The sequence below is a fragment of the Microtetraspora fusca genome (assembly GCF_001570365.1).
GTDB lineage: Bacteria > Actinomycetota > Actinomycetes > Streptosporangiales > Streptosporangiaceae > Microtetraspora > Microtetraspora fusca.
Genome location: NZ_BBYK01000084.1, coordinates 18,575 through 45,104 on the forward strand (window position 1 = coordinate 18,575; position 26,530 = coordinate 45,104).

A 26,530-nucleotide genomic window follows, 5' to 3' on the forward strand; every position below is an offset into this window, starting at 1 on the left:
CGGGTCGGTCATGGTCACGCCGCGCCGAGGTCGGCGGCCCAGGGGTAGTAGAGGTAGACGAACGAGGCCGGGACTCCGGTGATCCCCTTGCGGAGGAACAACCTGACCGACGGAGCGGCGATCGGGATCCAGGGCATCCGCTCCATCACCTTCGTCTGCAGCTCGGTGACGACCTTGGCCCGCTCGGTCTCGTCCAGCGTCCCGGCGGCCTGCTCGATGAGGCGCTGCGTCTCCGGGTCGGAGTGCCCGTCGAAGTTCTGCGACCCGCCCTTGGCGGCGATCGTGCGCAGGAAGGCGAGCGGGTCGGGGACGTCCATGTAGTTGGTCGTCATGAAGCCGTCGTAACCGGCGCGCGCCTTGGCGTCGGAGAAGAAGGCGCCGTACTGCGCGCTCGGGACGCCCTTGGGCTGGATGGTGAGGCCCAGCTCGCGGCCGGCGTTGGACATCTCCGACAGGATGTCGGCGTAGAACTGGCGCTCGCTCGGGTAGGCGATGGTGATCGTCCGGTTCCCGAGGTCGGCCCCGGCGAGGAGCTTCTTCGCCTCGTCGACGTTCTTCGCGGTGCCGGGCAGGGCGTCGTACGCGGGGCCGAAGACACCGTCGCCGTACGTCCAGCCGCCGCGCGGCACCAGCGAGCGGGGCACCTGGGCGGTGCCGGAGAAGACGGTCGCCGCGATGGCCTCCCGGTCGGTGGCGAGCGCGAGCGCGCGCCGCACCGCGGGGTCGCCGAGCGGGCCGCTGCCGGTGCTGATGACGCCCACCACCTGGAGGGACTTGCCGAGGTACAGCGTGCCGGCGCTGGATGCGGAGAGCCGGTCCACCGCGTCGATCGGGACGTCGTAGGAGCCGTCGATGGCGTTGGTCTCCAGGGCACTCGCGATCGCGCCGGGGTCGACGATGAAGCGCAGGTCGACCTGCCGGGTCTTCGCCCGCCGCGACGCGTCCCAGTACGCGTCGTTGCGCAGCATCGTGATCGTCGAGCCCTTCGCCCAGGAGGAGAACGTGTACGGGCCGGTGCACATGACGCCGCCTTCGGGCGTGCCGTACTTGGCGCCCGCCTTCTCACGCTGCGCGCGCTGGACGACCACGCCGATCGGGGTGGCCATGTACGAGTTGAGCGTGGCGTCGGGCTTCTTCAGCGTGATGGTGACCTGGTGCTCGCCGGTCTTCTCGATGCTCGCGATGTTGCCCGTGATCTGGTCGGAGGCCCAGTAGCTGCCCTCGTCGGGGTCGAGGTGGCGGCGCAGGCTGAAGAGGACGTCGTCCGCGGTCATCGGCGTGCCGTCCCAGAAGCGGACGTCGTCCCGGAGCGTGAACACCCAGGTCTTCTGGTCCGTGGTCTCGACCTTCTCCGCCAGGTTGGGCTTCAGCGAGTAGTCGGGGTCGAGCCGCGTCAGCCCCTCGCAGAGGTTCGCGACGACGGTGTTCTCGGGGTAGTTGAACGCCTTGATGGGGTCGAGGGACGCGGGCTCGCCGAAGGGCAGGTTCCAGGTCGCCTTGTCGAGATCCCGCTGTGCGGCCGGGGTGGTCACAAGAAGGTCGTCGAGCTTACGGTCGGCCGTCTTCTGGACGGCCGGGCCACCGCCGCACGCGGCGAGTCCGAGGCTCAGCGATGCGGCCAGAACCGCTGTCGCGCAGATACGCATCTCGTTCTCCGAACTGGGGGGAGTGGACCCTTTGGGGCCGTTTGAGCAGGCCCTGGGCGCGATAGCCAGCGACCATACAGCACAAAACGTTTTAGTAAAAGGTTTTGTGTCCTACCATGTTCGGTATGTCCGAGCAGGGATCACCCCCCTCCCGCCCGACGATCCGAGACGTCGCGCGCGAGGCCGGCGTCTCCGTCACCACGGTGTCCCACGCGCTGAACGGCAAGGGGACCGCCTCCGAAGCCACGCGGCAGCGGGTCCTCGCCGTCGCCGACCGCCTCGCCTATCGCGCCCACCCCATGGCCCGCGGCCTCCGCCAGGGGCGCACCGGCGTCCTCGGACTCGACATGCGCCCGCTCGACGCGATCGGGTCGTACCTGCCCGAGGGCGTGGACTACTTCATGCGGTTCGCCGGCGCGGCGGCGGTGACCGCGCTCGACCACGGGCTCGGTCTCATGCTCGTGCCCGACCTGACCCGCTCGGACATCCCCCAGTACGCCCACGGAGTGGACGGCTACGTCGTCGGCGATCCGGTGCGCGACGACCCGGTGCTCACCCGGCTGCTCGACGCCTCGGTGCCGGTCGTCACCGTGGGCCGCGATCCGGGGCGGCCGACGTTCACCGACTGGGTGGGCCCCGACGACGTGTGCGAGACCAAACGCGTCCTCGACCTGCTGCGCTCACGGGGCGCCGAGCGCATCGCCTTTCTGGCGGGCACCGACGACAACGCCTGGAACGTGGACTCCGAGAAGGCGTACCGGTCGTGGGCGCGACGGCACGGCGTGCCCGCCCGCGTCCTGCACATCCCCGAGGCGGCGGGCGAGGAGGGCGGCGCGGACGCCGCCCGGCGGCTGCTGAAGGGCAGGCAGCCACGGCCCGACGCGGTCTACTGCCAGACCGGACGGCACGCGGCGGGTGTGCTCGCAGAGGCGCGACGGCTCGACGTGGCCGTCCCGCGTGACCTGCTCATCGCGGCGGGCTCCGACGCGCAGCAGACGCGCCACGCGACACCCGCGATCACGGCCCTCGATCTCATGCCGGAGGAGACGGGCAAGGCGGCCGTCGAGCTGCTCATCGCGCGGCTGGCCGGGGACACCCGGCCGGGGCCGATCGTCCTGCCCGCGGATCTGCGCATGCGCGCCTCCACCGGGGACGACTGACCGGCGACACGCCGACGCCCGCGCCCCGGTTGGACATCTCTAAGGAAGGCCGGGGCGCGGGCGCCGAGTCAGGTGAGGGGCGACGTCAGGACGCCACGGCCGTGGCCGCCCCGAAGCGGGCGATGACGTCGTCCCAGTTGACCAGCGACCACAACTTCTCCACGTAGTCGGGGCGGACGTTGCGGTACTGCAGGTAGTACGCGTGCTCCCAGGCGTCGAAGACCAGTAGCGGGGTCGTGTTCATGCCCACGTTGCCGTGGTGGTCGTAGACCTGCTCCACGACGAGCCGGCGGCCGAGCGGCTCCCAGGCCAGGACGCCCCAGCCCGAGCCCTGCACGGTCGAGGTCGCGGTGGTGAGCTGCTTCTGGAACGCCTCGAAGGAGCCGAAGTGCTCGTCGATGGCCGCCGCGAGTTCCCCGTCCGGACGGTCGCCGCCGTCGGGCGAGAGGTTCTGCCAGAAGATCGAGTGCAGGACGTGCCCGGACAGGTTGAACGCGTAGGTCTTCTCCAGCCCGACCAGATTGCCGAACTCGCTCTTGTCTCTGGCCTCGGCGAGCCGGTCCAGCGTGTCGTTGGCGCCCTTCACGTACGCCGCGTGGTGCTTGGCGTGGTGCAGCTCCAGGATCTCTCCCGTGATCGCCGGCTCCAGCGCGGCGTAGTCGTATGGCATGTCCGGCAGGGTGTACCGCCCCATGGCGTTCTCCTCACCATTCGCTAGTTGCAAGTTATTCGCAATAGCGATCCTAACGCAACCACCCTCGCCATGATCGGGCCCCGCCCGGTTGCCGGGGACAGACAGGCGAACGCCGTAATGTGATGCCATTAATATCGATCAGTAATTCAATATTTATTTTTGTCTGATATTATGTGCTCCGATAATTTTCTCGGCATTTAGCATCGTCGTTCCATAGTGAGAAAGGAACGACGGGCCCATGCACGTAGGACAGCCCAGCCAGACCGCGATCATTACGGCGGCCGCCCGCGCCGCGCACCTCGTGGTCGACGGGGAGCCGTTCATCTTCCATGACACCGTGGCCGCCGCGCTGCTCGGCGAGCACGCCGAGCAGATCATCGGCTTCCACCGGGCGCACGGCGAGCACCTCATCATGTCGGGCGTCCGCGCCCAGGTGACCGCCCGCAGCCGCTACACCGAACGCCGCCTGGCCGAGCTGGTCCGCGACGGCCTGGAGCAGTACGTCGTGCTCGGCGCGGGCCTCGACACCTTCGCCTACCGCTCCGACCCGGCCGCCCGGGTCGCGGTCTTCGAGGTGGACCACCCCGCCACGCAGCGATGGAAGCGCGAGTTGCTCGCGGCCGCGGGCATCCCGCTGCCGGAGACGCTGACCTTCGCGCCCGCGGACCTGGAGACCGCCGACCTCGGATCGGGCCTGGCCGCGGCCGGGTTCGACCCGTCCAGGCCGTCCCTGGTGAGCTGGCTCGGAGTCTCCATGTACCTCACCGCGGAGGCGGTCGCCGCCGCTCTCGCGGCCGTCGGCCGCTTCGCGCCGGGCACGGAACTGATTATGGAGTACGCCCTGCCGCCCGCCCTCCGCGACGAGCGCGGTGCCGCCTACGCGGAGTTCGCCCTCCCCGCGGCCGCCGAGCGGGGCGAACCCTGGTTGACCTTCTTCACCCCCGACGACCTGTCGGCACTGCTGGAACGGCAGGGCCTGGAGACGGTCGAGCACGTACGGCAGGCCGACAGCGTCGAGCCGGCGTTGTGGCGCCGCTCCGACTCCCTGCGTCCCACCGACCTGTGCCGCCTGGTCCGCGCGACCGTTCCCCACCGCCCGGCCGCCGCGCCGGCCGTGACCGCCTCCGGCGGTTCGTAGGAGGCGGGCGACCGGCCGGCTCCCGTCACGGGCGGCCCCGTACGAGATCGAGCGCGGCCGCCTCGATCTCGTCTTCGGTCAGCAGGACGTGCGCGGCGGCGTCCCCGAGCGGGACGAAGCTGTCCCGGCTGGTCACGCGCGCGACGCGACCGTCGAATCCCGCGTCGGCCAGCGCGGCGAGCACGCCCTCGGACACGCCGCCCGACCGGCGGGTCTCGTCCACGACCAGCACCCGGCCGGTGGCCGTCGCCTCCCGCAGCAGGTCGTCCACCGGCAGCGGGGCCAGCCAGCGCAGGTCGAGCACGCGGCAGCGCAGGCCGAGACGCCGCGCGACGCGCAGGCTCATGTGCAGGCCGTTGCCGAACGTGACGATCGTGAGCTCGTCGCCCGAGCCGTACACGCGGGCGCGGCCGATCGGCACGTGCTCGGCCGATATGGGCGCCAGCCACTCGCCGTCGCCCTCGTCGTGCAGGTCGCGCGTGTGGTAGAGGGCGATCGGCTCCAGGAAGACGCACACCCTGCCGTCGGCGCGGGCGGCGGCGACGCAGGTGCGCAGCATCGCGGCCGCGTCGTCGGGGCGGGAGGGCGTGGCGACGACCAGCCCCGGGATGTCCCGCAGGGAGGCCACCGCGTTGTCGTTGTGGAAGTGGCCGCCGAACCCCTTCTGGTACGCGTATCCGGCGACCCGCACGACCATCGGGTTCCGGTACTGCCCGGACGAGAAGAACGACAGTGTCGCCGCCTCGCCGCGGATCTGGTCGACGGCGTTGTGCAGGTAGGCGAGGTACTGGATCTCGGGGACCGGGAGCAGGCCGGACAGGCCCGCGCCGAGGGCGAGGCCGAGGATCGACTGCTCGTCGAGGAGCGTGTCGAAGACCCGCCCCGCGCCGGCCCGGCGGAGCAACCCGCGCGTCACGCCGTACACGCCGCCCTTGCGCGCCACGTCCTCGCCGAAGACCAGCATCTCGGGGCAGTGGTCGAGGAGGTCGGCGAGCGTCTGGTTGATCGCCTGGGCCAGCGTGACCGGCTCGGCCGGGCGGGCCCGCGCCGCGTGGGCGGCGGCCACCGCCTCCCCCGCGACGGCGGCCGGACGCGACGGGGCGAGCGGCGCCATCACGGCGCGTGCCGTCTCCAGCCGCGCGGCCGACGCGACCTCGCGGGCGATCGCCCGCACCTCCTCGCGTTTGGCCTCGGCCAGGGCGGCCACCTCGTCCTCGGTCACGACGCCCCGCGCGACCAGCAGGCGTGCGGTCGCGGTCAGCGGGTCGCGCTCCTCGTCGGCCGCGATCTCCGCCCGCGACCGGTAGGCCACCTCGGCGTCCGACCCGGCATGGCCCATCAGCCGCACCGTGCGCAGGTGGAGGAAGGCCGGACGCCGGGTCCTGCGCACCCATTCGGCGGCTTCGGCGGCGGCCTCGTACGCGGAGGCCACGTCGCACCCGTCGGCGGTGAAGTGGCGCATGCCGAGGCGGGAGCCGTACGACGCGATCCATCCGCCCGGGGTGCGGACGCTGATGCCGATGCCGTTGTCCTCGCACACGAACAGCACGGGCAGCGGGAGCCCCTGGTGCGCGCAGTACGCGGCGGTGTTGAGCGCTCCGGTGGCGGTCGAGTGGTTGGCCGAGGCGTCCCCGAAGGAGCACACGACCACCGAGTCGTGGGGCCACGCGCACGCCACGCCGAGCTTGGCGGCCCGTTCGACGGCGAAGGCCACGCCGACCGCGCGCGGCAGGTGCGAGGCGATGGTCGAGGTCTGCGGGATGACGTTGAGCTTCGGATGCCCGAAGACCTTGTGCCGCCCGCCCGCGATCGGCTCCGAGGCCGCCGCGACCAGGCCGAGCAGCACGTCGCGCAGCGGATCCGTGCCGGGCACCTGCCGGGCCCGTTCCAGGTAGAAGGCCCCCGACCGGTAGTGCAGCAACGCGGGGTCGGTGGGCCGCAGCGCCGCGGCCACGGCGGCGTTGCCCTCGTGCCCGGCCGACCCGATGGTGTAGAAGCCCGCGCCCTGGGCGCGAAGCTCCCGGGCCGCCAGGTCCAGGTGCCTGCTCCCGAGCTGGCTGTCGTACAGCTCGAGCAGGCGGGCGTCGGTCAGCAACGTGGGCTCCCTTCGTGGCGGACCCGGCCTCCCACGATGGTGTGACGCACCGTCGCGTCCGCCACCTCGGAGGCGGTCACCGCCATGATGTCGCGGTCGAGGAGCACGAGGTCGGCGAGCTTGCCCGGCTCGACGGAGCCCAGCTCGTGATCGAGCCCGGCGGCGCGGGCCGCCCAGCGGGTGTAGCCGAAGATCGCCTCCGCCCGGGTGACGCGCTGGTCCGCGCCGAACGCCTGCCCGACCTCCGCGCCGCCCTCGCGCCGGCGCCGCGTCTCGGCGGCGTGTATCCCGTGGAAGGGGTTCGGGGAGGCGACCGGGAAGTCGGAGCCGCAGGCCAGCAGCGCGCCCCGGTCGAGCAGGTCCCGGAAGGCGTAGGCGTCCCGCGCGCGCTCCTCCCCCAGCCGATGGGCGGTCCACGCCAGGTCGTCCGTGACGTGGACGGGCTGCACCGAGGCGATCACGCCGAGCCGCGCCAGCCGGTCGCGGTCCCGCTCCGTCATCACGGAGGCGTGTTCGATCATGAACCCCCGGGCGTCGCCGACCGTCTCGAACGCGTCGAGCACCAGGCGGTTGGCCAGGTCGCCGATCGCGTGGACGACCAGGTCGAACCCGAGGCGGCGCACCGCGCGCCCGGCCTCGACCACGCGCTCGACCGGCATGAGCTGGAACCCCGCGCCCGACGGGTCGTCCGCGTACGGGCGGCTGAGCAGCGCTCCGCGCGCGCCGAGGCCGCCGTCGAAGATGAGGCGCAGCCGCCGGACGCCGAAGCTCGCGTCCCCGGCGAAGAGGTGCTCGGCGGCGAACTCGGCGAGGTCGCCCTCCTCGGGGGCGTTCAGCATCCCGAAGACGCGCGGTCCGTCGAGCCCCGGGTAGGCGTCGAGCCAGGCCACGTCCTCGATGGCGTCGTGCAGCCCGGTCAGCCCCAGCGCGAGGCAGTCGCGGGCGCCGAGCCGCAGCAGCTCGCGGCGGCGCGGGCCGTCCATGGGCGGTACGGCCTCGCGCACCGGCCGGGCGGCGCCCTCGACGAGGACGCCGGTCGGCTCGCCGGTCTCGTCGCGCAGGACGCGGCCGTCCGACGGATCCGGGGTGTCGCGCCCGATCCCGGCCAGGCGGAGCGCGGCGCGGTTGGCGATGGCACCGTGGCCGTCGAACCGGTTCAACAGGACGGGGTGGCCGGGCACCGCCGCGCTGAGCCGATCGACCGCCGGACGGTCGCCCGCCCACCCCCGCCCCACGATCCAGGTGCCCTCCGGCAGCTCCCGGGCCCGGACGGCCACCAGCTCCACGATCCCGGCCATGTCGGTCATCCCGCGCAGGTCGAGGTCGACGTGGGTCTCGCCGAGATTCAGCAGGTGGGCGTGGCAGTCGATGAGGCCGGGCAGCAGCGAGCCGCCGCCCGCGTCGATCACCTCGGCACCCGGCACCGCCCGGCGGCACCGATCCTCGTCGCCGACGGCGACGATGCGGTCGCCGCGTACGGCCACGCAGCCGGCCCGGGCCCGCGCGCGGGCCGGGTCGGGCGTGTCCGCGGCGAAGATCGAGGCGTCGCGGATCAGCAGGTCGTCACCCACGTACGCGCACACCGTCCTGGTACACCGCCACGATGGCGGACTTGAGATCGGCGAGGTCGTACGGGTCGCGGTCGACCAGGACCAGGTCGGCGCGCTTGCCGGGGGCGATGGTGCCCCGGTCGTCCGCCACGCCGAGCAGGTCGGCCGCCGACGACGTGGCCGCCGCCAGCACGTCCTCCGGTTTCATCCCGGCCTCCTGCATGAGCCGCAGCTCCAGCAGGTTCTCGCCGTGCGGCGTCACCCCGCTGTCGGTGCCCATCGCGATCTTCACCCCGGCGGCGTACGCCCGGGCGACGGACTCGCGGTGCACGCCGGTCATCTCGCGCGCCTTGGCCAGCGCGTTCGGGCTGATCCGCATCCCCTGGTCGGCCATGGCGAGCAGGGAGTGCCCGGCCGAGAGCGTGGGCACCAGCCACGTGCCGGCCTTGACCATCATCTCGATCGACTCGTCGTCGAGGATGGTGCCGTGCTCGATCGAGCGCGCCCCCGCCCGCACCGCGTTCTTCACTCCGGCGGGGGACGTCGCGTGCGCCATCACCGCGCGGCCCTGCGCGGCGGCCTCGTCCACGATGACCGCCAGCTCCTCGGGGCTGAACTGGCGGTGCCGGGGATCGTCGCGGGGCGACAGCACTCCCCCGGTCGTGCACACCTTGATGACCTCGGCCCCGGCCCGCAGCAGCTCGCGCACCTTGCGCCGGACCTCGTCGGGGCCGTCGGCGATGCCGTCCGGGCGTCCCGGGTACGGCAGGCCGTACAGGAAGTGGTTCCCGGAGGCGCGCCAGCCGTCGCCGTGCCCGCCGGTCTGGCTGATCATCGAGATCGAGATCTGCAGCCGCGGGCCCTGGATCAGACCGCGTTCGAGGGCGAGCTGGACCCCCAGGTCGGCGCCTTCGGCGTCGCGGGCCGTGGTGATGCCGCAGTCCAGCGTCGCCGCGAGGTTGGCCATCGCCGCGTAGAACTGGTACGAGAACGGCTGCTCCAGCCGGGTCGGCAGGTCGAGCCCGGAGCCGGTCACGTGGACGTGGCAGTCGAACAGGCCGGGCAGCAGCGTCAGGCCGGAGGCGTCGACGCCCACGTCCCCGTCGAGTCCGGTGCCGACCTCGACGATCCGGCCGTCCTCGACGACGACGTCGGCCTGGGCGATGGGGGTGCCGGTGCCGTCGAAGACGCGGCCGCCGTGGAAGAGGGTTCGGGTCATGGTCGCTACTCCAGGTGCCTGACGAAGTCGCCGATCCGGCCGTCGGCCGTGCCGATCCGGTCGGCGGGGAGGTCCTCGATGATCACGCCGTGCTCCATCATCACGATGCGGTCGGCGGCCCGCCGTACGAAGCCCATCTCGTGCGATGCGACGATCATGGTCATGCCCTGGTGGGCCAGCTCCTCCATGACCGTCAGCACCTCGGCGGTCGTCTCCGGGTCGAGGGCGCTGGTCGGCTCGTCGAACAGCAGCACTGACGGGCGCATGGCGAGCGCCCGCGCGATGGCGCCCCGCTGCTGCTGGCCTCCGGACAGCTTTCGCGGGTACGCGTCGGCCTTGTCGGCCAGGCCCACCCGCTCCAGCAGGCCGTGCGCGCGCTCGACGGCCTCCTCCTTGGACGTCCCGAGGACCCGTACCGGCCCCTCGATCAGGTTCTCCAGCAGGGTCATGTGCCAGAACAGGTTGAAGTCCTGGAACACCATCCCGATGTGGCGGCGGGCGTCGGCGATGGCGTTCTCGCTGAGCGGCTGCAGCCGCCCGTCGGGGGTCTCGCGGTAGCCGACCAGCTCGTCGTTGACGTAGATCCGTCCCTGCTGGATGGACTCGAGATGGTTGATCGTGCGCAGGAACGTGCTCTTGCCCGAGCCGGACGGCCCGATCAGGCAGACCACCTCGCCGGTGGCCACGGTGAGGTCGATGCCCTTGAGCACGTGCAGCGGGCCGTACCACTTGTGCACGTCCTGCGCGCGTATGGCGGCCTTGGTCGTCACGCCGTCCGCTCCGTTTCCGGGTGTCACGCCGTCTGCCCCGCTTCCCGGCCGCCGGTGCCGATCAGGTGCTCGCGGATCCGGCCCAGCAGCGTGCGGGAGCCCGCGGTGGCCTCGTGCCGGCTCAGCCTGGCCTCGATCACCGACTGGACCACGCTCCACACCGAGGTCATGAGCGCGTAGTTGACGGCCAGCCCGACGAACAGCTCGAACACCCGGAAGGTCTGCGCCGCGTACGTCCCCGTGGTCTGGAACAGCTCGGGCACGCCGATCACCGCGGCCAGCGAGGTGACCTTGAGCATGACGTTGAACTGGTTGCCCATCGGCGGGATGATCACCCGCATGGCCTGCGGGATGATCACGCGGCGCAGCATGGTGGAGCGCCGCATGCCGAGGGCCTTGGCCGCCTCGACCTGACGCCGGTCCACCGACTGGATGCCGTTGCGGAAGATCTCGCCCATGTAGCCGGCCTCCCGGATGGCCAGGCCCACGCAGGCGGCCTGGAAGCCGGCCGAGACCTTGATCTGGCCGAACAGGTAGGCGTCCTCGAAGCGGTAGATCTCCGCCGCCGCGAGCCCGGTGAAGAGCAGCATGAGGATCACCAGCTCGGGCACGGCGCGCAGCATCCACACGTACACCGCGGCGGCGTACCGGATCGGCCGGAACTTCGACAGCCGCGCGATGCCGAGGAACAGCCCCAGCACGATGCCGAGGGTCTGCGCGATCACCGCGAGCAGGATCGTGCGCTGCATCGCGCCGAGATAGCCGGGCGAGAGGTTGAACAGGTGGGTGAAGAAGAAATGCCAGTCGAACGTCACAGCTTGACCCCGGGGGCGCACAGCGGCGGCTTGCCGTCGCCGAACTTGTCCAGGGTGACCGACCCGAGGCCGTGCTTCTCGAAGATGCTCTGGTAGCGGCCGTTCCCGCGGAGGTTCTCCATCGCCTTCTCCATCGCCTTGAAGAGCTCCTGCTCGTCCTTGCGGATCAGGAACCCGACCCGGTCGTCGTCGGTCGTGCCGGAGGTGCAGCCGGCGCCGCCCGACTCGATGCCGCCGTTGGCGAGCGCGCCGTAGTACGCGGCCGAGGAGTCGGTGCCCACGGCGGCGTCCAGGTTCTTCGCCGCGACCTGCTGGAACATGTCGCGGGTGTTGGGCAGCGTGACGACGTCGATCTGCGCCTTGCCCTCGGCGACGATCTTCTTGTTCCAGGCGACGACCATGTCCTGCGCCAGCGTGCCGTCGGGCACCCCGACCTTCTTGCCGGGCATGTCCTCGAAGCTGTGGATCTGCTTCGGGTTGCCCTTCGGCACCACGACCTGGGTGACCGCGTACGACGAGGGCAGCCACCAGACCTTGTCGCGCCGCTCGGCCCGGTCGGCGAACTCGTCGATGAGCATGTCGCAGCGCTTGCCGATCAGGCCGGACAGTAGGCCCGAGGACTCGTACTGGGTCCAGTTGATCTTCAGGCCGAGCTCTCCGGCGAGGGCCGTGCCCAGCTCGAACTCGGCGCCGACGCGCTCTCCGTCATGCATGTAGATACGGGGCGGGTTGGTGAACGCCGAGCAGAGGTTGATGACGCCCGTGTCGGCATAGGGCTTGGGGGGCTGGACCGCCGCGTTGGCGACGTGCTCTCCGCCGTCGGCCGGGGCCTTCGTGCACGCGCTGAGGGCGAAGGGCATGCATCCGGCGACGACGACCGCCAGAACTCGCCTGCTGACCATGAGTTCCTCCTGACCGGCAACTCACATACGTCTCAAACACATCTGATATATCTGAGTGCTCAGGAATGTAGACTTCGCGACGAAAGCGCGTCAATACTTCCGATCAGAACAGGAGACGCGGATGGCGGAGGGCGTGCGTGAATCCAACACAGGCCAGCTGATGGCCGAGCGGGCTTACGTCTACATCCGCGATCAGATCGTCACCGTGGGGATCCCGCCCGGCACCCCCGTCGATGAGGAGAAGCTGATGCGCGAGCTCGGCGTCGGCCGTACGCCGGTGCGCGAGGCGCTCAAGCGCCTGTCGGTCGAGCGGCTGGTCACGGTCTACCCACGGCGCGGCACGTTCGCCTCGGAGATACAGCTCGACGACGAGCTGTGGCTCACCGAAGTGCGGGTGCCGCTGGAGGGCCTGGCCGCCGACCGCGCCGCGCGGAGGGCGTCCACGGAGCAGCGGCGGACGCTGGAGCGTCTGTCCGAGGAAATCACCCGGGAGATCGCGGGCGGGGCCGACATGCTGCGCCTCGTCCTCTTCGACGCCGAGATCCATCGGGCCGTCTACCGCGCCGCCCACAACCCCTACCTCGAGAGCACGCTGACGACCTACCTCAACCTGGGCATGCGGATCTGGTTCCACCGGCTGAACCACCTGCCCGACCTGAGCCCGCACGTACTGGACCAGCGCGAGGTCATCGCGGCGATTCTCGAGCGCGACGGCGACCTGGCCCGTCGCACCGCAGAGGACCACTTGCAGGGGTGCTCGCACAGCATCCGCACGAACGCGTAAGGAGACGTCATGTCCCGCACCATCCGATCCATCGTCGCGGGCGATCGTCCGTCCGACGGCGCCCGGATGTTCCGCTCCACGAATCCGGCGCGTACCGACGAGCTGGTCGCCGAGGTGCGGCTCAGCGACGAGCGCGGCTTCGTCGCCGCGTGCCGTACGGCCCGTGACGCGCAGCGCTCCTGGGCCGACGTCCCGGCTCCCGTGCGCGGCGAGGTCATCGCGAACGTGGGCCGGCTCGTGCGGACCAACGCGGAGCGGCTGGCCCGGCTGATCGTCCAGGAGGTCGGCAAGCCGCTGAAAGAGGCGCGCGGCGAGGTTCAGGAGCTGGCCGACACCTGCACGTTCTTCCTGGGCGAGGGGCGGCGCCTGTACGGGCAGACGGTCCCGTCGGAGATGCCCGACAAGCAGCTCTTCACCTTCCGCGAGCCGGTGGGCGTGGCCGCCGTGATCACTGCGGGGAACTTCCCGGTGGCCGTCCCGTCCTGGTACATCGTGCCGGCGCTGCTGTGCGGCAACGCGGTGGTGTGGAAGCCCGCGGAGTACGCCGCCGCCTGCGCCGAGGCGCTGTACGAGCTGTTCGCCCACGCGGGCCTCCCCTCCGGCGTGTTCAACGTGGTGTTCGCCGAGGGGCCGGAGACCTTCTCCGGGTTGACGGACGCCCTGGAGGCGGGGCTGGTGGACAAGGTCGGCTTCACCGGATCGAGCGAGGTGGGCGTGCGCATCGGCGAGCTGTGCGGCCGCCACCTGCAGTCGCCGTGCCTCGAACTCGGCGGCAAGAACCCCATGGTGGTGACGGAGGACGCCGACCTCGGCCAGGCGGTGGAGGGGGCGCTCTTCTCCGCCTTCGGCACCGCCGGGCAGCGGTGCACCTCACTTGGCACGGCGCTTGTCCACGAATCTGTTGTTTCGGACTTCATTCGGTTGTTCGACGAGGCGGCCCGCGCGGCGGTGGTCGGCGACCCGGCCGGCGACGTGCTGTACGGGCCCATGCTGGACGAGAAGTTCGCCCGGTCGCACGAGAAGCACCTGGAGTGGATCGGGGCCGCCCACTCCATCCACGGATCGACCGGAATCGGACGGATCGGGCCGGACAACCCCAGGGCCGGGTTCACCGGGGACGCCGAGCGGGGGCTCTACTACCACCCGGTCATCGTGTCCGGCGTGCGGCCGGGCGACGCGCTGTTCGACAACGAGACGTTCGGCCCGCTCGTGGGCGTCACGCCGTACCGGAGCCTGGACGAGGCGATCGAGCTGGCGAACGCCCCCGGGTACGGCCTCTCGTCGTCGATCTACACGGTCGATCCGGCCAACGTGTTCCGGTTCCGCCGCAAGATCCGGGCCGGCATGATCAGCGTGAACAACTCCACCTCGGGCGCCGAGGCCCACCTGCCCTTCGGCGGCAACGGCCGCTCCGGGAACGGCAGCCGCCAGTCCGGCCAGTGGGTGCTCGACCAGTTCACCCGCTGGCAGGCGATGAACTGGGACTACTCGGGCCGGCTGCAGAAGGCGCAGATGGACGTCGCCGCCGTCGAACCCGACCTCGACTACCAGCTCGGGTGACAGCCACGCCGCCTCGGATGACCCGCGCCCTCCTGGTTTCCCCCACGACCAGGAGGTGCGGCCGGGGGCGGCCGGAGGCAGCCGTGAGGTGAGCGCCCCGGGTCCTCGGCCGGTGAGGACGGCGACCGAATCCCAGTGCGGATTTCGGGAAATTGGCGACCGGACGAATTTCCCGACGTGCTCTCCCGCAACCGGCGATCGCGGCGCGAAGCGGCCTGTCCGGGGTCTTCACTGGACGAGGGCCTGGCGGACCTCGCGGAGCCGTTCGTCGTTCCATTCGATCCCGGGGTCGGGCTCCAGGAAGGTGAAGGCGGTGCCGGCGATCCCGATGGCCGGCAACGACCACTCGGCCGCCTCCGACGCTCCGAAGGGACCTGCTTCGACGCGTCGCGTCGCGATGTCCGGGGTGGACATGGCCATGATGACCAGCCCCCGCATGGTGGCGTGCGCCAGGCTCGCCATCGTCTCGAACGTGGCGTTGAGTTCGGGCCGCAGGCGGTAGCCGAGCAGTTCGGCCATGTGCCGGTAGGCCTCGGCGATCCGTTCCACGAACGCGCGTTCCGACCGGGCGAGGGCGTCGCGCACGTCGGCACGCAGCTGTCCGTCGTCCAGGCTCAGGAACGTCGCGTGCAGGGCGATGTAGGTCCGCCACTGCGTCGATCCGTGGATGGTCTCGAAGTCGTGCAGCGCCCCCTGGCGGAGCATCTCCGCGCACAGCTCCCGGCGCCGTTCGGGTGTCTCCAGCCAGTCCAGCCGGTCCCTGGCCACGGCCCTGACCAGCTCGCTCGCCGACCTCTCCTCCGCGACGGCCGCGGGTGTCGCCGCTCCGGCGATCTCCCTGAGCAGGTCGCTGAAGAACAGGTCCTTGTACGGCCAGCGGCGGTAGGCGGCGCTGCGCGAGACGCCCGCGTCGCGGATGACGTCCTCGAAGCTGATGTGCTCCATGCTGACGGTCAGCCCGGTGTCGTCGATCGCGGCCATGGCGGCCTGGAGCATACGCCGCTCGGTCTCCTCGTCCGACAGCCTGCGGCGTCGCCGGGCGGGACCTGTGGCCATTCGTGACTGATCGCTCATGTTGTACTCTCGTTGAGACATGATGTTTCAAGTTCCATATCCGAAGTTCCAACACGGCACACTATCGGAACGCCGTACGACCGAGGAGGTCCGATGCAGCCAACACCGCCCATGCGGAAAGCGACCGTCGCCATGTACACGGGGGCGGCGCTCACGCTGGTAGCCGTACTCGCCCTGGTCGTCGACCAGTCGGGCGGGGGCCTCGCCCGCCACCTTCACGACACCTATCCGGGCCGCGCCCCCGGCTGGTTGAGCATGACGACGGCGAGCATCGCCACATACCTGTACGCCCTTTACGGGGCCGGATTCGTCCTGTGGCTGTGGATGGCGCGGAAGGCCGGGAAGGGCACACGGCGCGTCCGGATCACGGCGACCGCGGCCTTCGTCGTGGGGAGCGTCCTGCTGGTCTACAACTTCACCCAGCCCCACCCGCTCATGGTGACCGCCACCGGCGCGCTTCCCTGTCTGAGCGGCCTCGCGGCGGTCGCTTTGCTGTGGGCCGGCCGGTCCACGCGCAAGAGCGTGACCGCCTGACACGGCGTCAGTAGCCGCGGCGCTCCGAGCGAGGGACGGCGGTCTCGTTCCTCGCCGGGATCGGGGTCGGTCGACGAACCCCGCCCCCGTCTCTTCGGGGGCGGGGTTCGTCCTGTTCAGGCAGGCGCTGCAGAAGGTGCGCGGATCCGCCCACAGGGATTCTTGATCAATGTCAGCCGGGCGCGGGGCCGCGTCAGCGTGACGGCCGCCGACGTCGGCGATGCCCAATGCCCTCGACAATGCGGTCGGCGTCGGCCACGCCCCCGTCGGCCGACCGGAAACAGCCCGATCATGGTTCCTCCAGCCGTATGGCCCGGGTGGGGCAGAACAACGCCGCCTGCCGTACGGCTGCCTGGGCCTCGGCCGGGGGCTCCGGCCGCAGGAGCGCTACGAGGCCGTCCTCGTCACGCTGGTCGAACACCTCCGCGGCGGCGATGACGCACAGGCCCGCACCGGTGCACAGCTACGTGTCCGCGAAGACGCGCATGGCTGCTACCTGATGGCATTCGTGGCAAGCTTGTCGAACTCGCGGTCCGGCAGCGTGCGGTCAAGCTCCAGGAGCTTGTCGGCCAGCCGGCCGACGGCGTAGCGCGTCTCGGGCTTGACGGCTTCGACGGCCTCCCGGATGGTCGCGTGGCGTCGCTGTACGACGGCAGCCCTTCTTGGGAACCCGGCCTCGTCGGCGGTCAGACTCCATTGCCGCCGAGATTTCATTTACGCTGCGGCGCACCTCACTCGGCATTTCGGTAGCAGTCCTCAACTCATGTGGAGCAGCGTCGCCAGCACGGCCACGGCAAGCAGGAGGGAGATGGCTATCGCCCACCGGCCCATGCACGCTATGGCCGCCAAGGCGAAAGGGATACCGCTGTAGACCAGGACCGCTCTTCCAGGACCGGGAAAATCGCCTTGGAAGATCACAGCCCCGGTAATCCAACCCGCCATTCCCCCGACGAAGACGAGGATGGCCCAACCCACTGGAGACGCGGACGCGAGCGATGAGGCACCACCGGTCACGAGCGCGACCACGGCCAGCAACCCGACCGTGCCGACGATGCCCACGGGGACGGAGGCCAAAAAGAGGCCGGCCACTCCCCCAATAAGAAACCCGAAAATCAACAGTGGTGCCAGGCAGGCGGTCATCAGAGCCCCGACCGCCCCCGCGCCCACAATCTGGGCGACTCGAAGCGCCCATAGCCGTATGGCCACGCGCCTCGCCGACGAAGCCGATCCCGGGCCGGAGGTGGAATGCGCCACCAAATGATCATAGGCATCGAACTCGGGGCCGTTAAGAGGCGCGCGATGAGCCCCCAAGGCACTGCTGGAATATCACAGGACATCGCTGAAGCCGCCGGTCCCCCGGTGATGGCATAGCGGCCAGCCGGCACCGCAGCCGGTCCGTGCCGATCCCTGTCTCTTGCCCGGCGCAAATGCCCGTGACCTGCGGTGTGGCGACACAAATCTCTCTGGAGACAGGAGACCATCCCGTATATATCCCGCGCCGGACATGCGACCCGGCCTTCTGAGATCCGTAGGTTCCCAACGATCACCAGGGTTCGTTCAGAACCGTTCGCCTCGCTGGTCGCGAGCCGCTCAGGCGATCAGGTCCGTTCGGCTCAGTTCATGATCGCCGCTTCGAGCGACTCCCACGGTGGCTCCCAGAACGGCCTACTCGTACAGACCGGCGGCGCATCCTGTCTTACGCGCCGTCTCAGGACTCACGTAGTAATGCACCAAAGCGCGTTCGCCTGCTGCGTTCAGCCAGTCGGCGCGGATGGTTACGACACGTCGCCATCCGAGACTTTCGTACAGAGCGATGGCCGCGTAGCCGTCGTCCGACACGTCGAGCATGAGAGACATACCTCGGTTGGCCACCTCCTCGCAGGCCGCCTCGAGGAGCTGGGCGGCCTGCCCGCGGCCTCGCCGCCGAGGGGTGACGAAGAGCCGGGTGATCGATGCAACCGGAGCGGCCGGCATACCGAGGGCCTCAATGAGGGACGGCTCAAGAGTTGCCGCGTCAAGCTGTGAGAGCCCCACGTGTCCGACCACGTCAAGCCCTTCAACCGCCACCCATGCCTCAACCAGGTGGGATGGCGTCAGCCATCGCGCGGGATCGGCGGGCCAGTCCACCGGGTAGCGATCGGATGCATGCACGGTGGCGAGAGCATCGACGCACGCAGGCAGATCCTCGACAGTTCTCCGACGGATCAAGGAAGTCTCCATCCCGGTGATTGTATTTGCGGACCGTCGAAACCTGCCGGTGGGCTGATCATGAGCCGATGGCTCGCCGATGGCCGAGAAGATCAAAGCCGGCACGTTGACCTTCTACTTTGATCACGGTCGTGGAACATGAAGCGGCTGAGCGACAACCAGCGCACAGAGGGCGCTCTGGCCTCATGAGTGATCAACCGCGGAACACTGGTCTGATGGAACTCTCCCCTGAGCTCAGAAATCGTCTGGCTGAGCTGCGATGTGATCTCCTCTGGGGCCGCCTCTCGGGGCCCGCGCCGGAGGCAGGCTGGCTTGCCCGCGAACTGATCGAAGCCGGTCTGGACTCTCCAGCGGTGTGGGAGCTGGCGGGCTACACGTTGTCCATCGGATCAATGACCGACGTCGAGCCGCTCGTCCGCGAGGTGCCGGCGGAGAGCGGCTTCCCACCCATCGATGTCCAGCGCCCACCATGGGAAGTCGCCCGCGATGTGGCGCAGGGAGTAGCCGAGGGCACACTCCCCATCGGTAAGGGTGCGGACTTCCTGATCCTCGAACTCAGGGACAAGTGCGACGGCCCTGAGGAGATCTTCCGGCTGATGGGGCTCATCGACGACTGGGAGGCCCCGCAGGCGACTCCGCCGAGTGACGATGAACTCCGCGGGCAAGCACGGAAGATCGCGAACGCCGCAACCGACCGGCTTGAGGCGATGAATGATCAGGGTTCGTAGAAGTGGGAACCGTGCCGGCCAATGGTCGCGGATCACTCTGCGCCCCCTTCGGAATCTCAGCCCCTACGGTCTTCGGCAATGTGCGGGCGATCACCCTGGAACCGGAGCGCCCCTGCCGGAGGCGTATGCGGTGTGAGGACGGGCGACCGCCCCGCAGCCCTGGGTACTCGTCATGAACGCGCGCTCGTGTTCGCCCTTATATAGGCTCTGATGACCTTGTCCGGGGGCATTACGCTCAGCGTCGAGTTTGGGAACGGATCATGGGATGGGTTTCTGCCCGGATTGTCGTCGGGCTCGTTCTCGCCGCTTTGGGCGTCGTGCTGGTTGCGGGTTGCCAGAACGGCGAGAAGAAGGCGGCTCTTCCTGCTGGCACATCACCTCAGCGGGTGGTGGCGGCCTACATAGATGCGATCAATGCCCATGACAGGGAGGCGGGGCGACGGCTGTCGACCCAGCGCTTCGCTGAGCAGGAAGAGAAAGTCGTTGACAGCCTCTTCGACGATGCGAAGCTCTCCGATGTGGAGATCGAGACGCCACAGCCTGAACCCGGCTACCAGTCTCCAGACGGCAAGCGCTACCGGGAGGCCGTGAACGTTCCGGTGTCGTTCACGCTCAGGCACGGCGACGAGAGCTCCATGCCGAATGGTCCCACCACTTGGGGATACATCCTGGTCCGTGCCAGTGCGGGTCAGCCGTGGCGGATAAACGATGCCGGAGTTGGCTGACTCGTGCGGCGGCGTGGCATCGGTGCGGCGAGGACAAATCGGCAGTGCGGCCAAATGTGTTTTCGATGCGATTAGCGGGTGTGGCAGGCCTTTTCACTCGGCGAGGAGTGCTACGGCATCAGGGGTGAGACGGCCGAGGGTTCCATCGGGGCGCCGGACGTTATGGCACCCGTCTAGTTCGACGTATGCCTCCCAGGAGCCGGGGGTCAGTACTGCGAACCGGGTGTGGTTGCTCGGGCAGTCGCTCGTTGGCGCGGTGTTCAGGGCGTTGAGCAGGGTGCGCAGTTTGCTGCCCTGGAGGATGCGCGAAGATTCGAGCTTTCCCCTGAACTTCCAGATCGGGGCCGTGTCCGGTGTCTTCTCTGTGATGTGGTAGACGCATACCCGTAGGCCCTCCGGCGGGGGATTCCAGATGTGGGAGGCCACTACCTCTGGCCATCCCGGGGGGCGGAGAATGTCGGGGTACTCCTCGCTACAGCCGGCCCTGAAGGCCTTTTCGCTCCCGCCCCTCCGAATGGGTATCTGTTTGTCGACGTGGTACGGCAGGCTGCGAATGGCGGCCAGAGCGGAGGGGAACGGCTCTCCGCATACGCTAGTTGGCACGTCGGGTAGCACCGCCTTGCCGGAGGAGTCGACCACGACGAAGTAATCGACCAAGAAGCCCTCAAGCGTGCAGATCTGGTCGAACAACGACCACTCGGACGGGCGGCGTAGCTCGGCCATCAGCCCGGTTGCGGGGCCGTCGGCGCGCTCCTGGATCACGACCTCCCAGAGCCCCTTGCCGGGCAGATAGCGGGACTCCCAACGGCAGCGGATGACCTTGACCGGAACGAAGCCGTCGGGGAGCGGCTGGCGTGGCGCGGGCGGCAGGACCGGGTCCGGCCGCCCCTTCGGGCACGAGGCGGTGACGACGTAATCCAATTGGGCCCTGGCTTCCTCGCGGTCGCCTCCGGTGAGAACGACGACAGCGAGCAAAGCGAGAACTACCCGAAGAGATCGCACTTCACTGGGACGTGTTGCCTGTCCTTTTTGGTTCGCCGAGGAAAGCGATCAAGCGCAAGATTCCGTGGGCGTACCTGATGGGGCCTCCTCCGGCGTTCGGGGTGCAGGGCTCGAACTCTCCAGGGGTGAGGAGAGCAACGAGCGGTTCACCGATTCCGGCAGGGCCCATGACGAGCGAGGCCTCCGGAGTGGTGGCATCAGGCTGCGTTCGACAGCCTGCGGGCGCATACGCGGCGCATGCCATGCCAAAGCAAAAGACCAGACCACAGGGGATGTGGCCTGGTCTGGAGAGCGCGCCCCGAGGGATCCGAACCCCCGACCGTCGGATTAGACGCAAGATCGTTCGCGTGCTGACTGCGGACGTTCAAGACTTTGGACTACCGATTCGTGATGCTTCGTCCGCAACCCATCCGGATTCGATGACGGGTCGTGACGAGGGCTGACGGCGCGTTCCGGGACATGCGAGCACGTCGCGAGCACGCACCGCCGGTCCACGGGCGTCCCGGCATCCCGGCAGACGAAAAGGAGTGGGCTGAGGACTCAGTTTCGAGAGCGGGGGCGTGATGAGGCCGACGGCTCCTGGATCCGTCGGCCTCATCACGCGGCGCTGTCAGTCTGCGACGAAGAACATCCGCTTGTTGACGAACTCGTCCATGCCGAGGGGACCGAGCTCGCGGCCGAACCCGGAGCGCTTCACCCCGCCGAACGGAATTTCCGCGCCTTCACCGGCAGGGGTGTTCACGTTCGACATCCCGGTCTCGAGCCGTGAGGCCATGGATGTGGCTCGATCCACGTCGGTGCTGAACACGGCGCCACCCAGTCCGTACTGTGTGTCGTTCGCCAGCTCCAGGGCCTCCTCGTCGCTGCCGACCTTGTAGACCACGGCGACCGGCCCGAACAGCTCTTCGCTGTAGGCCCGCATGTCCGGGGTGACACCCGTGAGGACGGCAGGCGAGTAGTACGCCGCCGGGGCGTCACACAGCACACCTCCGGCATGCAGCGTCGCTCCCTTGCTGACCGCGTCCTCGACCTGGGCCGCGAGCGTCTCCGCAGCCGCCCGAGATGACATCGGGGCGAATGACCCCGGCTCGATCGCGAGCGCCTTCCGAGTGAGCTCCGAGACGAAGTCATCGAAGATGTCATGCATCACGATCATGCGCTTGTTGGAGTTGCAGGCCTGGCCCATGTTGTACATGCGGGTGTCCCACGCGGTCTCCGCCGCCTCCGCGACGTCTTCGCTGTCGAGGATCACGTAAGGGTCGGAGCCTCCCAACTCGAGCACGCACTTCTTCAGGTGCCTCCCCGCGAGCGACGCGACGATCGCACCGGCCCGCTCGGATCCGGTCAGCGAGACGCCCTGCACCCGCGGGTCGGCGATGATCGTCTCGATCTGCTCGTGGGTCGCGAACAGGTTGACGTACGCGCCCTCCGGCACGCCGGCGTCCTTCATGATCTGTTCGACCGCGAGCGCCGACCTCGGCACCGACTCGGCGTGCTTGAGGATGATCGTGTTGCCCAGCATCAGGTTGGGCGCCGCGAAACGGGCGATCTGGTAGAACGGGAAGTTCCACGGCATGATCCCGAGCAGGGGGCCGATAGGCAGTTTCTGTACGACCGCCTTTCCGCCTGCGAACGTCTTGATCGGCTGGTCCGCAGCGAGCGTCGGGCCCTCGGTCGCGAAGTAGTCGAAGATCGCCTGGCAGAACTCGACCTCCCCCACTCCCTCCGAGATCGGCTTGCCCATCTCCTGGGCCGCGATCGCGGCGAGCTCATCCGCACGCTCGGCGAACAGTGCTCCGACCTTGCTGACGATCTCGGCACGTCGGGTGATCGGGACGTCCTTCCACGTCGCGTACGCCGCAGCGGCGGCCGTCAGCGCGGCCTCGACGTCTGCGTCGGTCGCCGGCTCAAAGGTCTCGACGACCTCGCCCGTCGCCGGGTCGGTCACCTGGTAGGAGGGACTGGTGCTCATCGTCGTTCTCCTGTCGGGAGTGGTTCAGCCGGTGCCGGGTCGGGCACCGATTGTGAGTGTCGGCGGTGCGGAGTTCCGCGCCGACGCGTCCGCCCCTCGCTCGCCTGGTCGCTCTCGAAGGAGACAACAGGGTCGAGCGCCTCGGGCCCCGAGTACGGGGCGACGGCGGCCCTGCAGATGTTCACGGTGCGCCTCGGGTAACAGGGGTTGTCATGGCGTCGGCCGCCGTACGGCTCGCGGCCCGGCTTCGATCATGTCGATCAGAGCTGTCTGGTCTGGGGGGACCCACTGGCCGCTGAGCTCGAGCGTCGCTCCGCCGATCTCTTCGGTTCAGAGACTACCGTCGGTGCGTTCGCGTGCTTCAACCACGGTGCGAGACCTCAGAGCTTGCCGACCCGCGGGCCAGGATGGTGGCGGTCTTGGCGATGGTCTTGTTGTCGGTCGCGAAGCCTGGGGTGCGGTTGGTGTAGATCCCCATGATGATGGGAGCGGCGTTCTTCTCGGGCCGGAGCTGCTCAGACCGACACCTACCGGGGACCGATTCAGGCCGCGGCGCGCAGGCTGAGGCATTCAGCCTGCCCACTGGGGAGCCGATCTCGTGAAATCGCATAGAGCGGTCAAACCTGAGCTGGTACGAGTTCGCCTGCAAGTTCACCGACATGAAGTGGAAGACCGCATCGGCGAAGTACCGCCAGGACATCGCCCGCGCGCTTACCGCCGCTACTCCCGCCATGCCGGCCGACGGAAACGGCAAGCCGGACGACCTCACCCTGCGTACGGCGATGCGCCGGTGGGGTTTCAATACGAAGCAGCGAAACGACGCTCCTCGTGAAGCTGCCGCCGCACTTCGTTGGCTCGAAGCCAACACCAAGCCCGCTCCGGCCCTCGCCGACAACCCGGCGGCCGTGCGGGAACTGCTCGACACGGCAACCTCGCTGCTCGACGGCAAGCGGGCCGCTACGAGCACCGTTCTGCGGAATAAGACCATCCTGCAGAACGCGATGGACTACGCCGTCGAACTCAAGCTCCTGCCCACCAACCCGGTCAAAGGGCTGAAGTGGAAGCCGCCCCGGTCCGCCAACGAGATCGACCGCCGCAGCGTCGTGAACCACACCCTCGCCGCTGGCCAAGCGGGTCTACGACCTTCGGCACGCGTGCGTCTCAACGTGACCCAACGCGGGCGTGCCCGCCACCCAGGTGGCTGAGTGGGCCGGTCACAGCGTGGAGGTTCTCCTGCGGATCTACGCCAAGTACATCGCGGGCCAGGACGAGGCCGCCAAGCGGCGGATCTCGGACGCGCTGAGGGGCATCGACTGATCCAAAACACGCCCAGAAAGTCTGCGCACGTATTTGGCACGATCACCCGCAACGGATCGGACATAGCCGTACGCCACCGGACACAACAAGAGAGTCCCTGACCGGCATTACCGCTGGTCAGGGACTCTTTCGTGCTGCGAGGAGAGAGCGCGCCCTGAGGGATTCGAACCCCCGACCGTCGGATGAGAAGTGGATGATCCGTTGCTTGGCGTCGATGTCTGTGACCTGCGGTGTTGGGATGCTGATCTTCCAGGCGGTGGAGACCATCCCGCATATATCCCGCGCCGTGACATGCGGCCTAGCCTTCTGATCCGTAGGCCCCCAAGCAGTCTCCAGGATCGTTCAGAGCCGTTCGCCGCGCTGCTCGCCGGGACTCCGGGCATTCAGACCCCTCCAGCTCAGTTCATGATCGTCCGTTCGAGTGGCTCCCAAAGTGGCCCCCATAAGGTTGGTGGACTTCCTGGCCTGTTTGAGGCGCTCAGGGGTTTTTGGAGACTGGTGCGCCCTCAGCATCCAGCAAGCCAAGAGCGCTTCATTCGCTTGAGCCGGCTCAGATGTGGGTGACCGAGTAGTAGAACCAGTAGGCGAGGAGCCCCATCAGGCTCACGCTGGCAACGAAGATCCCTAATGCGATTCCGAAGAACCTACTCCCCGGCCCCTGGAACCTCAAGAATGCTCCGATGAGTGCCCCGAACGCAGGAAGTCCGACCAGGATCAGTGTCGGAACGAGTAACTGCCGCAGCCCGTACTCGTTCACTTCGATCAGGACGCGGCGAACCGGCATGACCATGAGGATCGCACTTAAGAAAAGAAGGATGGCGGCGAAGGGTCGGTAGCTGTGCCGGTCCGGATCGGAAGGGTGGGCGGTCATGGTGCTGGATGCTGGCATTGCCATGGTGCAGCGTCAAGATCGCTCGCTGTTGTGGGTAGTGGAACCACTCGCATATCAGCTTGGGAATCGCATGGATCACGGCCCGTCCGGGTGCTGACCTGCGCGTGGGGCCGGTTATGAGTGACCGTGATTGACCGCTCGTCACCCTGCCTAATTGCACGCTAATTGCACGACGATCGGGGGCCAGGACGCAGGTTCAAGGCTGATCGGTCTTGTAGTTGAAGTACACGGTGAGGCTCGGCCAAGGGCCCTCCGCTGTGATCTCGGTGTGCATGACCATGTCGTGTACCTCGACGTCTCCGAGGTCCTCGATGCTGTCTGCGACTCTACGGAGAAGCGCCGGCACATCTCCTTGCCGGTGGCCCTTCGGGTTGGCCTGGGAGAAGTGGTGCATGGTCCAGGTGATTCGCTCGGGCACGTTCCGGCCTTTCTCTGATCGTCGCGGTGGCCGTGCTTGGCGTCGCCTTGTTGGTCTGGGCGGTCGCGGCGATCCGCAGAATGCGGAGACTGCGGAGGCGGGTCTATCGCACGACAGGCTCTGTCATTCGGAGAGAGGGCGTCGGAGCACTTCGAGTTCTCTACATTGGCTCGGATCAGCAGGAGCATGAGGTTGTGGTCTCCGCCGGTACAGGGTGAGGGGTACACGGACAGGCTGGGCAGCAGGTACCACTGCTGGTGGATCCGGAGAATCCGAGTGAGCTTGTAGAGATGTCGCCGTTGGGTGAGGGGACCTTTCAGGTTGCTGTCCTGCTGGTGCTGGGTGCCGTGGCCTTCCTGGGAGGTATTGGGAACCTCGTCGCGCGCTTGCTTGGGTGAAGTGTGGCACGGACCACGTAAGAGTGCGCGACGCAGTGGTGATGATGCACAAGGGTGTGCCGGTGCTGCGTTCGGAGAGGCGGTCCGAGCTGCTGGAGCCGGGCTAGGCTCAATCTTGGTAAAACAACCTGTCGGCTGCTGGACGGTCGTGATGTCGCTAGAGTCCGTGCCTCCGAAGTATGCGCAACTTGTGCAGACGCTTCAGCGGCGTATTGAAGCGGGAGACTACCCGCCGGGGACGCTGCTTCCCAGTGAGAACCAGTTGATCCAAGAGTTCGGCGTGTCCCGCCCCACCGTTGTTGCCGCGTTGCGGGTGCTGAGAGAACAGGGCTGGATCGAGTCACAGCAGGGCAAGGGCCGTTTCGTACGGGGCCGTCCCGCGCTCGCCCTGGCCGAACAGCCGCGACCCGGTCATGCCTACCTGACCACCCCCGAGACCGCTTCCCCTGGCGAGGTGTTGGAAGCGGGCGCGCAGACTGTACCGAACCGGGTTGCCGCGCTGCTTGATCTTCCGGCCAAGAGCCGGGCGTTCCTGCGTCGCCGCCTCGTGGTCCGCGATGGCGAGCCGTCCGAGATCGTCTCGTTCTGGCTACCCTTGGACCTGTGGAAGGGACGGATCTGACCAGCGCCGACCCGTTGCCGGACAGCATCCGGCATCATCTCCAGGCGCATAAGGGCGTGCGGTGCGATCACATCATCGAACAGATCACCGCACGCATGCCCTCAACGGATGAGGCGAAGCGGCTTGGTGCGCCGTAGAACACTCCGGTCCTGGACGTCTACGCGGCCGTGCGTGACGCCTCCGGCCGTTCCCATCTCGTGGTGAACGTGCTGCTTCCCGCCGACCGTCACGAATTGGAAGACGCCTACCCGATCGGCTGAGCACCAACCCGGCAGGAGCGATCTTGAGATCATCGGCGGACGCATAC

General features: G+C 68.7%; 26 protein-coding genes. 9 read left to right on the plus strand and 17 right to left on the minus strand.

What is annotated here, in order from left to right; genetic code table 11:
* Positions 1–14 precede the first annotated feature (14 nt).
* Positions 15–1,646, minus strand: a complete 1,632-nt coding sequence (locus tag AWQ68_RS37680; RefSeq protein WP_066950722.1) for an ABC transporter substrate-binding protein — start codon at positions 1,644–1,646, stop codon at positions 15–17.
* Between the two features lie 125 nt (positions 1,647–1,771).
* On the opposite strand from AWQ68_RS37680, the gene AWQ68_RS37685 reads away from it, so the two are divergent.
* Positions 1,772–2,806 (plus strand): LacI family DNA-binding transcriptional regulator, encoded by a 1,035-nt coding sequence (locus AWQ68_RS37685; protein ID WP_066950724.1) that lies wholly within the window; start codon positions 1,772–1,774, stop codon positions 2,804–2,806.
* A gap of 85 nt (positions 2,807–2,891) precedes the next feature.
* Here AWQ68_RS37685 and AWQ68_RS37690 read toward each other — a convergent pair whose 3' ends face one another.
* Entirely contained in the window at positions 2,892–3,500 is a 609-nt protein-coding gene (locus AWQ68_RS37690) for a superoxide dismutase (protein ID WP_066950727.1), read from the minus strand.
* Between the two features lie 238 nt (positions 3,501–3,738).
* Here AWQ68_RS37690 and AWQ68_RS37695 point away from each other — a divergent pair, with 238 nt between their 5' ends.
* Complete coding sequence (locus tag AWQ68_RS37695; RefSeq protein ID WP_066950730.1) at positions 3,739–4,638, plus strand: class I SAM-dependent methyltransferase; 900 nt, start codon at positions 3,739–3,741, stop codon at positions 4,636–4,638.
* A 25-nt stretch (positions 4,639–4,663) separates the two neighbouring features.
* Here the strand turns inward: AWQ68_RS37695 and AWQ68_RS37700 are convergent, their stop codons facing one another.
* From AWQ68_RS37700 to AWQ68_RS37725, 6 genes are read right to left on the minus strand one after another with little or no spacing between them, the layout of a single operon-like run.
* Positions 4,664–6,733: a dehydrogenase E1 component subunit alpha/beta gene (locus AWQ68_RS37700; RefSeq protein WP_066950732.1), complete on the minus strand. Its 2,070-nt coding sequence runs from the start codon at positions 6,731–6,733 to the stop codon at positions 4,664–4,666.
* The gene (locus AWQ68_RS37705; RefSeq protein ID WP_066950735.1) at positions 6,727–8,304 is read right to left on the minus strand and encodes an amidohydrolase; all 1,578 of its coding nucleotides are present in this window, start codon (positions 8,302–8,304) and stop codon (positions 6,727–6,729) included. The genes AWQ68_RS37700 and AWQ68_RS37705 overlap by 7 nt, the downstream gene beginning before the upstream one ends.
* Positions 8,297–9,502 (minus strand): metal-dependent hydrolase family protein, encoded by a 1,206-nt coding sequence (locus tag AWQ68_RS37710; RefSeq protein WP_066950737.1) that lies wholly within the window; start codon positions 9,500–9,502, stop codon positions 8,297–8,299. Before AWQ68_RS37710 ends, AWQ68_RS37705 begins: the two co-directional genes overlap by 8 nt.
* Before the next feature lie 5 nt (positions 9,503–9,507).
* Positions 9,508–10,272 (minus strand): amino acid ABC transporter ATP-binding protein, encoded by a 765-nt coding sequence (locus tag AWQ68_RS37715; RefSeq protein ID WP_066950740.1) that lies wholly within the window; start codon positions 10,270–10,272, stop codon positions 9,508–9,510.
* Positions 10,273–10,295: 23 nt separating this feature from the next.
* A complete protein-coding gene (locus AWQ68_RS37720) occupies positions 10,296–11,087 on the minus strand; it encodes an amino acid ABC transporter permease (protein ID WP_066950743.1) in 792 nt (263 codons plus the stop codon).
* A complete protein-coding gene (locus AWQ68_RS37725) occupies positions 11,084–11,989 on the minus strand; it encodes a transporter substrate-binding domain-containing protein (protein WP_066950745.1) in 906 nt (301 codons plus the stop codon). The genes AWQ68_RS37720 and AWQ68_RS37725 overlap by 4 nt, the downstream gene beginning before the upstream one ends.
* Before the next feature lie 160 nt (positions 11,990–12,149).
* On the opposite strand from AWQ68_RS37725, the gene AWQ68_RS37730 reads away from it, so the two are divergent.
* Both AWQ68_RS37730 and AWQ68_RS37735 read left to right on the plus strand, forming a co-directional pair.
* Positions 12,150–12,773: a GntR family transcriptional regulator gene (locus AWQ68_RS37730; RefSeq protein WP_084464856.1), complete on the plus strand. Its 624-nt coding sequence runs from the start codon at positions 12,150–12,152 to the stop codon at positions 12,771–12,773.
* 9 nt (positions 12,774–12,782) lie between these two features.
* The gene (locus AWQ68_RS37735) at positions 12,783–14,333 is read left to right on the plus strand and encodes an aldehyde dehydrogenase family protein (RefSeq protein ID WP_066950749.1); all 1,551 of its coding nucleotides are present in this window, start codon (positions 12,783–12,785) and stop codon (positions 14,331–14,333) included.
* A gap of 228 nt (positions 14,334–14,561) precedes the next feature.
* On the opposite strand, the gene AWQ68_RS37740 is transcribed toward AWQ68_RS37735, so the two are convergent.
* Positions 14,562–15,389, minus strand: a complete 828-nt coding sequence (locus AWQ68_RS37740) for a TetR/AcrR family transcriptional regulator (protein WP_084464851.1) — start codon at positions 15,387–15,389, stop codon at positions 14,562–14,564.
* 111 nt (positions 15,390–15,500) lie between these two features.
* Between AWQ68_RS37740 and AWQ68_RS37745 the strand changes: the two genes are divergently transcribed.
* Entirely contained in the window at positions 15,501–15,941 is a 441-nt protein-coding gene (locus AWQ68_RS37745) for a hypothetical protein (protein ID WP_157546392.1), read from the plus strand.
* Between the two features lie 289 nt (positions 15,942–16,230).
* On the opposite strand, the gene AWQ68_RS37750 is transcribed toward AWQ68_RS37745, so the two are convergent.
* From AWQ68_RS37750 to AWQ68_RS37765, 4 genes are all read right to left on the minus strand, one after another.
* Entirely contained in the window at positions 16,231–16,404 is a 174-nt protein-coding gene (locus tag AWQ68_RS37750; protein ID WP_245656511.1) for a ferredoxin, read from the minus strand.
* 29 nt (positions 16,405–16,433) lie between these two features.
* Positions 16,434–16,655, minus strand: a complete 222-nt coding sequence (locus tag AWQ68_RS44520) for a hypothetical protein (RefSeq protein ID WP_066950752.1) — start codon at positions 16,653–16,655, stop codon at positions 16,434–16,436.
* Positions 16,656–16,697: 42 nt separating this feature from the next.
* Positions 16,698–17,195 carry a hypothetical protein gene (locus AWQ68_RS37760; protein WP_157546395.1) on the minus strand — a complete coding sequence of 166 codons (498 nt, stop codon included), beginning with the start codon at positions 17,193–17,195 and terminating at the stop codon, positions 16,698–16,700.
* 411 nt (positions 17,196–17,606) lie between these two features.
* Positions 17,607–18,161 carry a GNAT family N-acetyltransferase gene (locus AWQ68_RS37765; RefSeq protein WP_084464852.1) on the minus strand — a complete coding sequence of 185 codons (555 nt, stop codon included), beginning with the start codon at positions 18,159–18,161 and terminating at the stop codon, positions 17,607–17,609.
* A gap of 203 nt (positions 18,162–18,364) precedes the next feature.
* Between AWQ68_RS37765 and AWQ68_RS37770 the strand changes: the two genes are divergently transcribed.
* A complete protein-coding gene (locus AWQ68_RS37770; RefSeq protein WP_157546398.1) occupies positions 18,365–18,877 on the plus strand; it encodes a hypothetical protein in 513 nt (170 codons plus the stop codon).
* A 260-nt stretch (positions 18,878–19,137) separates the two neighbouring features.
* Positions 19,138–19,602, plus strand: a complete 465-nt coding sequence (locus AWQ68_RS37775) for a DUF4829 domain-containing protein (RefSeq protein WP_084464853.1) — start codon at positions 19,138–19,140, stop codon at positions 19,600–19,602.
* Positions 19,603–19,695: 93 nt separating this feature from the next.
* Here AWQ68_RS37775 and AWQ68_RS37780 read toward each other — a convergent pair whose 3' ends face one another.
* From AWQ68_RS37780 to AWQ68_RS37790, 3 genes are all read right to left on the minus strand, one after another.
* Positions 19,696–20,577: a hypothetical protein gene (locus tag AWQ68_RS37780; protein WP_066950762.1), complete on the minus strand. Its 882-nt coding sequence runs from the start codon at positions 20,575–20,577 to the stop codon at positions 19,696–19,698.
* A 637-nt stretch (positions 20,578–21,214) separates the two neighbouring features.
* Positions 21,215–22,576 (minus strand): NAD-dependent succinate-semialdehyde dehydrogenase, encoded by a 1,362-nt coding sequence (locus AWQ68_RS37785; protein WP_066950765.1) that lies wholly within the window; start codon positions 22,574–22,576, stop codon positions 21,215–21,217.
* A 361-nt stretch (positions 22,577–22,937) separates the two neighbouring features.
* Positions 22,938–23,231, minus strand: a complete 294-nt coding sequence (locus AWQ68_RS37790; protein WP_157546399.1) for a hypothetical protein — start codon at positions 23,229–23,231, stop codon at positions 22,938–22,940.
* Between the two features lie 4 nt (positions 23,232–23,235).
* Here AWQ68_RS37790 and AWQ68_RS43845 point away from each other — a divergent pair, with 4 nt between their 5' ends.
* The gene (locus AWQ68_RS43845; RefSeq protein ID WP_169809064.1) at positions 23,236–23,781 is read left to right on the plus strand and encodes a hypothetical protein; all 546 of its coding nucleotides are present in this window, start codon (positions 23,236–23,238) and stop codon (positions 23,779–23,781) included.
* Between the two features lie 662 nt (positions 23,782–24,443).
* On the opposite strand, the gene AWQ68_RS37805 is transcribed toward AWQ68_RS43845, so the two are convergent.
* Positions 24,444–24,764 (minus strand): hypothetical protein, encoded by a 321-nt coding sequence (locus AWQ68_RS37805; RefSeq protein ID WP_066950773.1) that lies wholly within the window; start codon positions 24,762–24,764, stop codon positions 24,444–24,446.
* 1,027 nt (positions 24,765–25,791) lie between these two features.
* Here AWQ68_RS37805 and AWQ68_RS44525 point away from each other — a divergent pair.
* The gene (locus tag AWQ68_RS44525) at positions 25,792–26,223 is read left to right on the plus strand and encodes a GntR family transcriptional regulator (protein WP_218007217.1); all 432 of its coding nucleotides are present in this window, start codon (positions 25,792–25,794) and stop codon (positions 26,221–26,223) included.
* Positions 26,224–26,530: the final 307 nt, after the last annotated feature.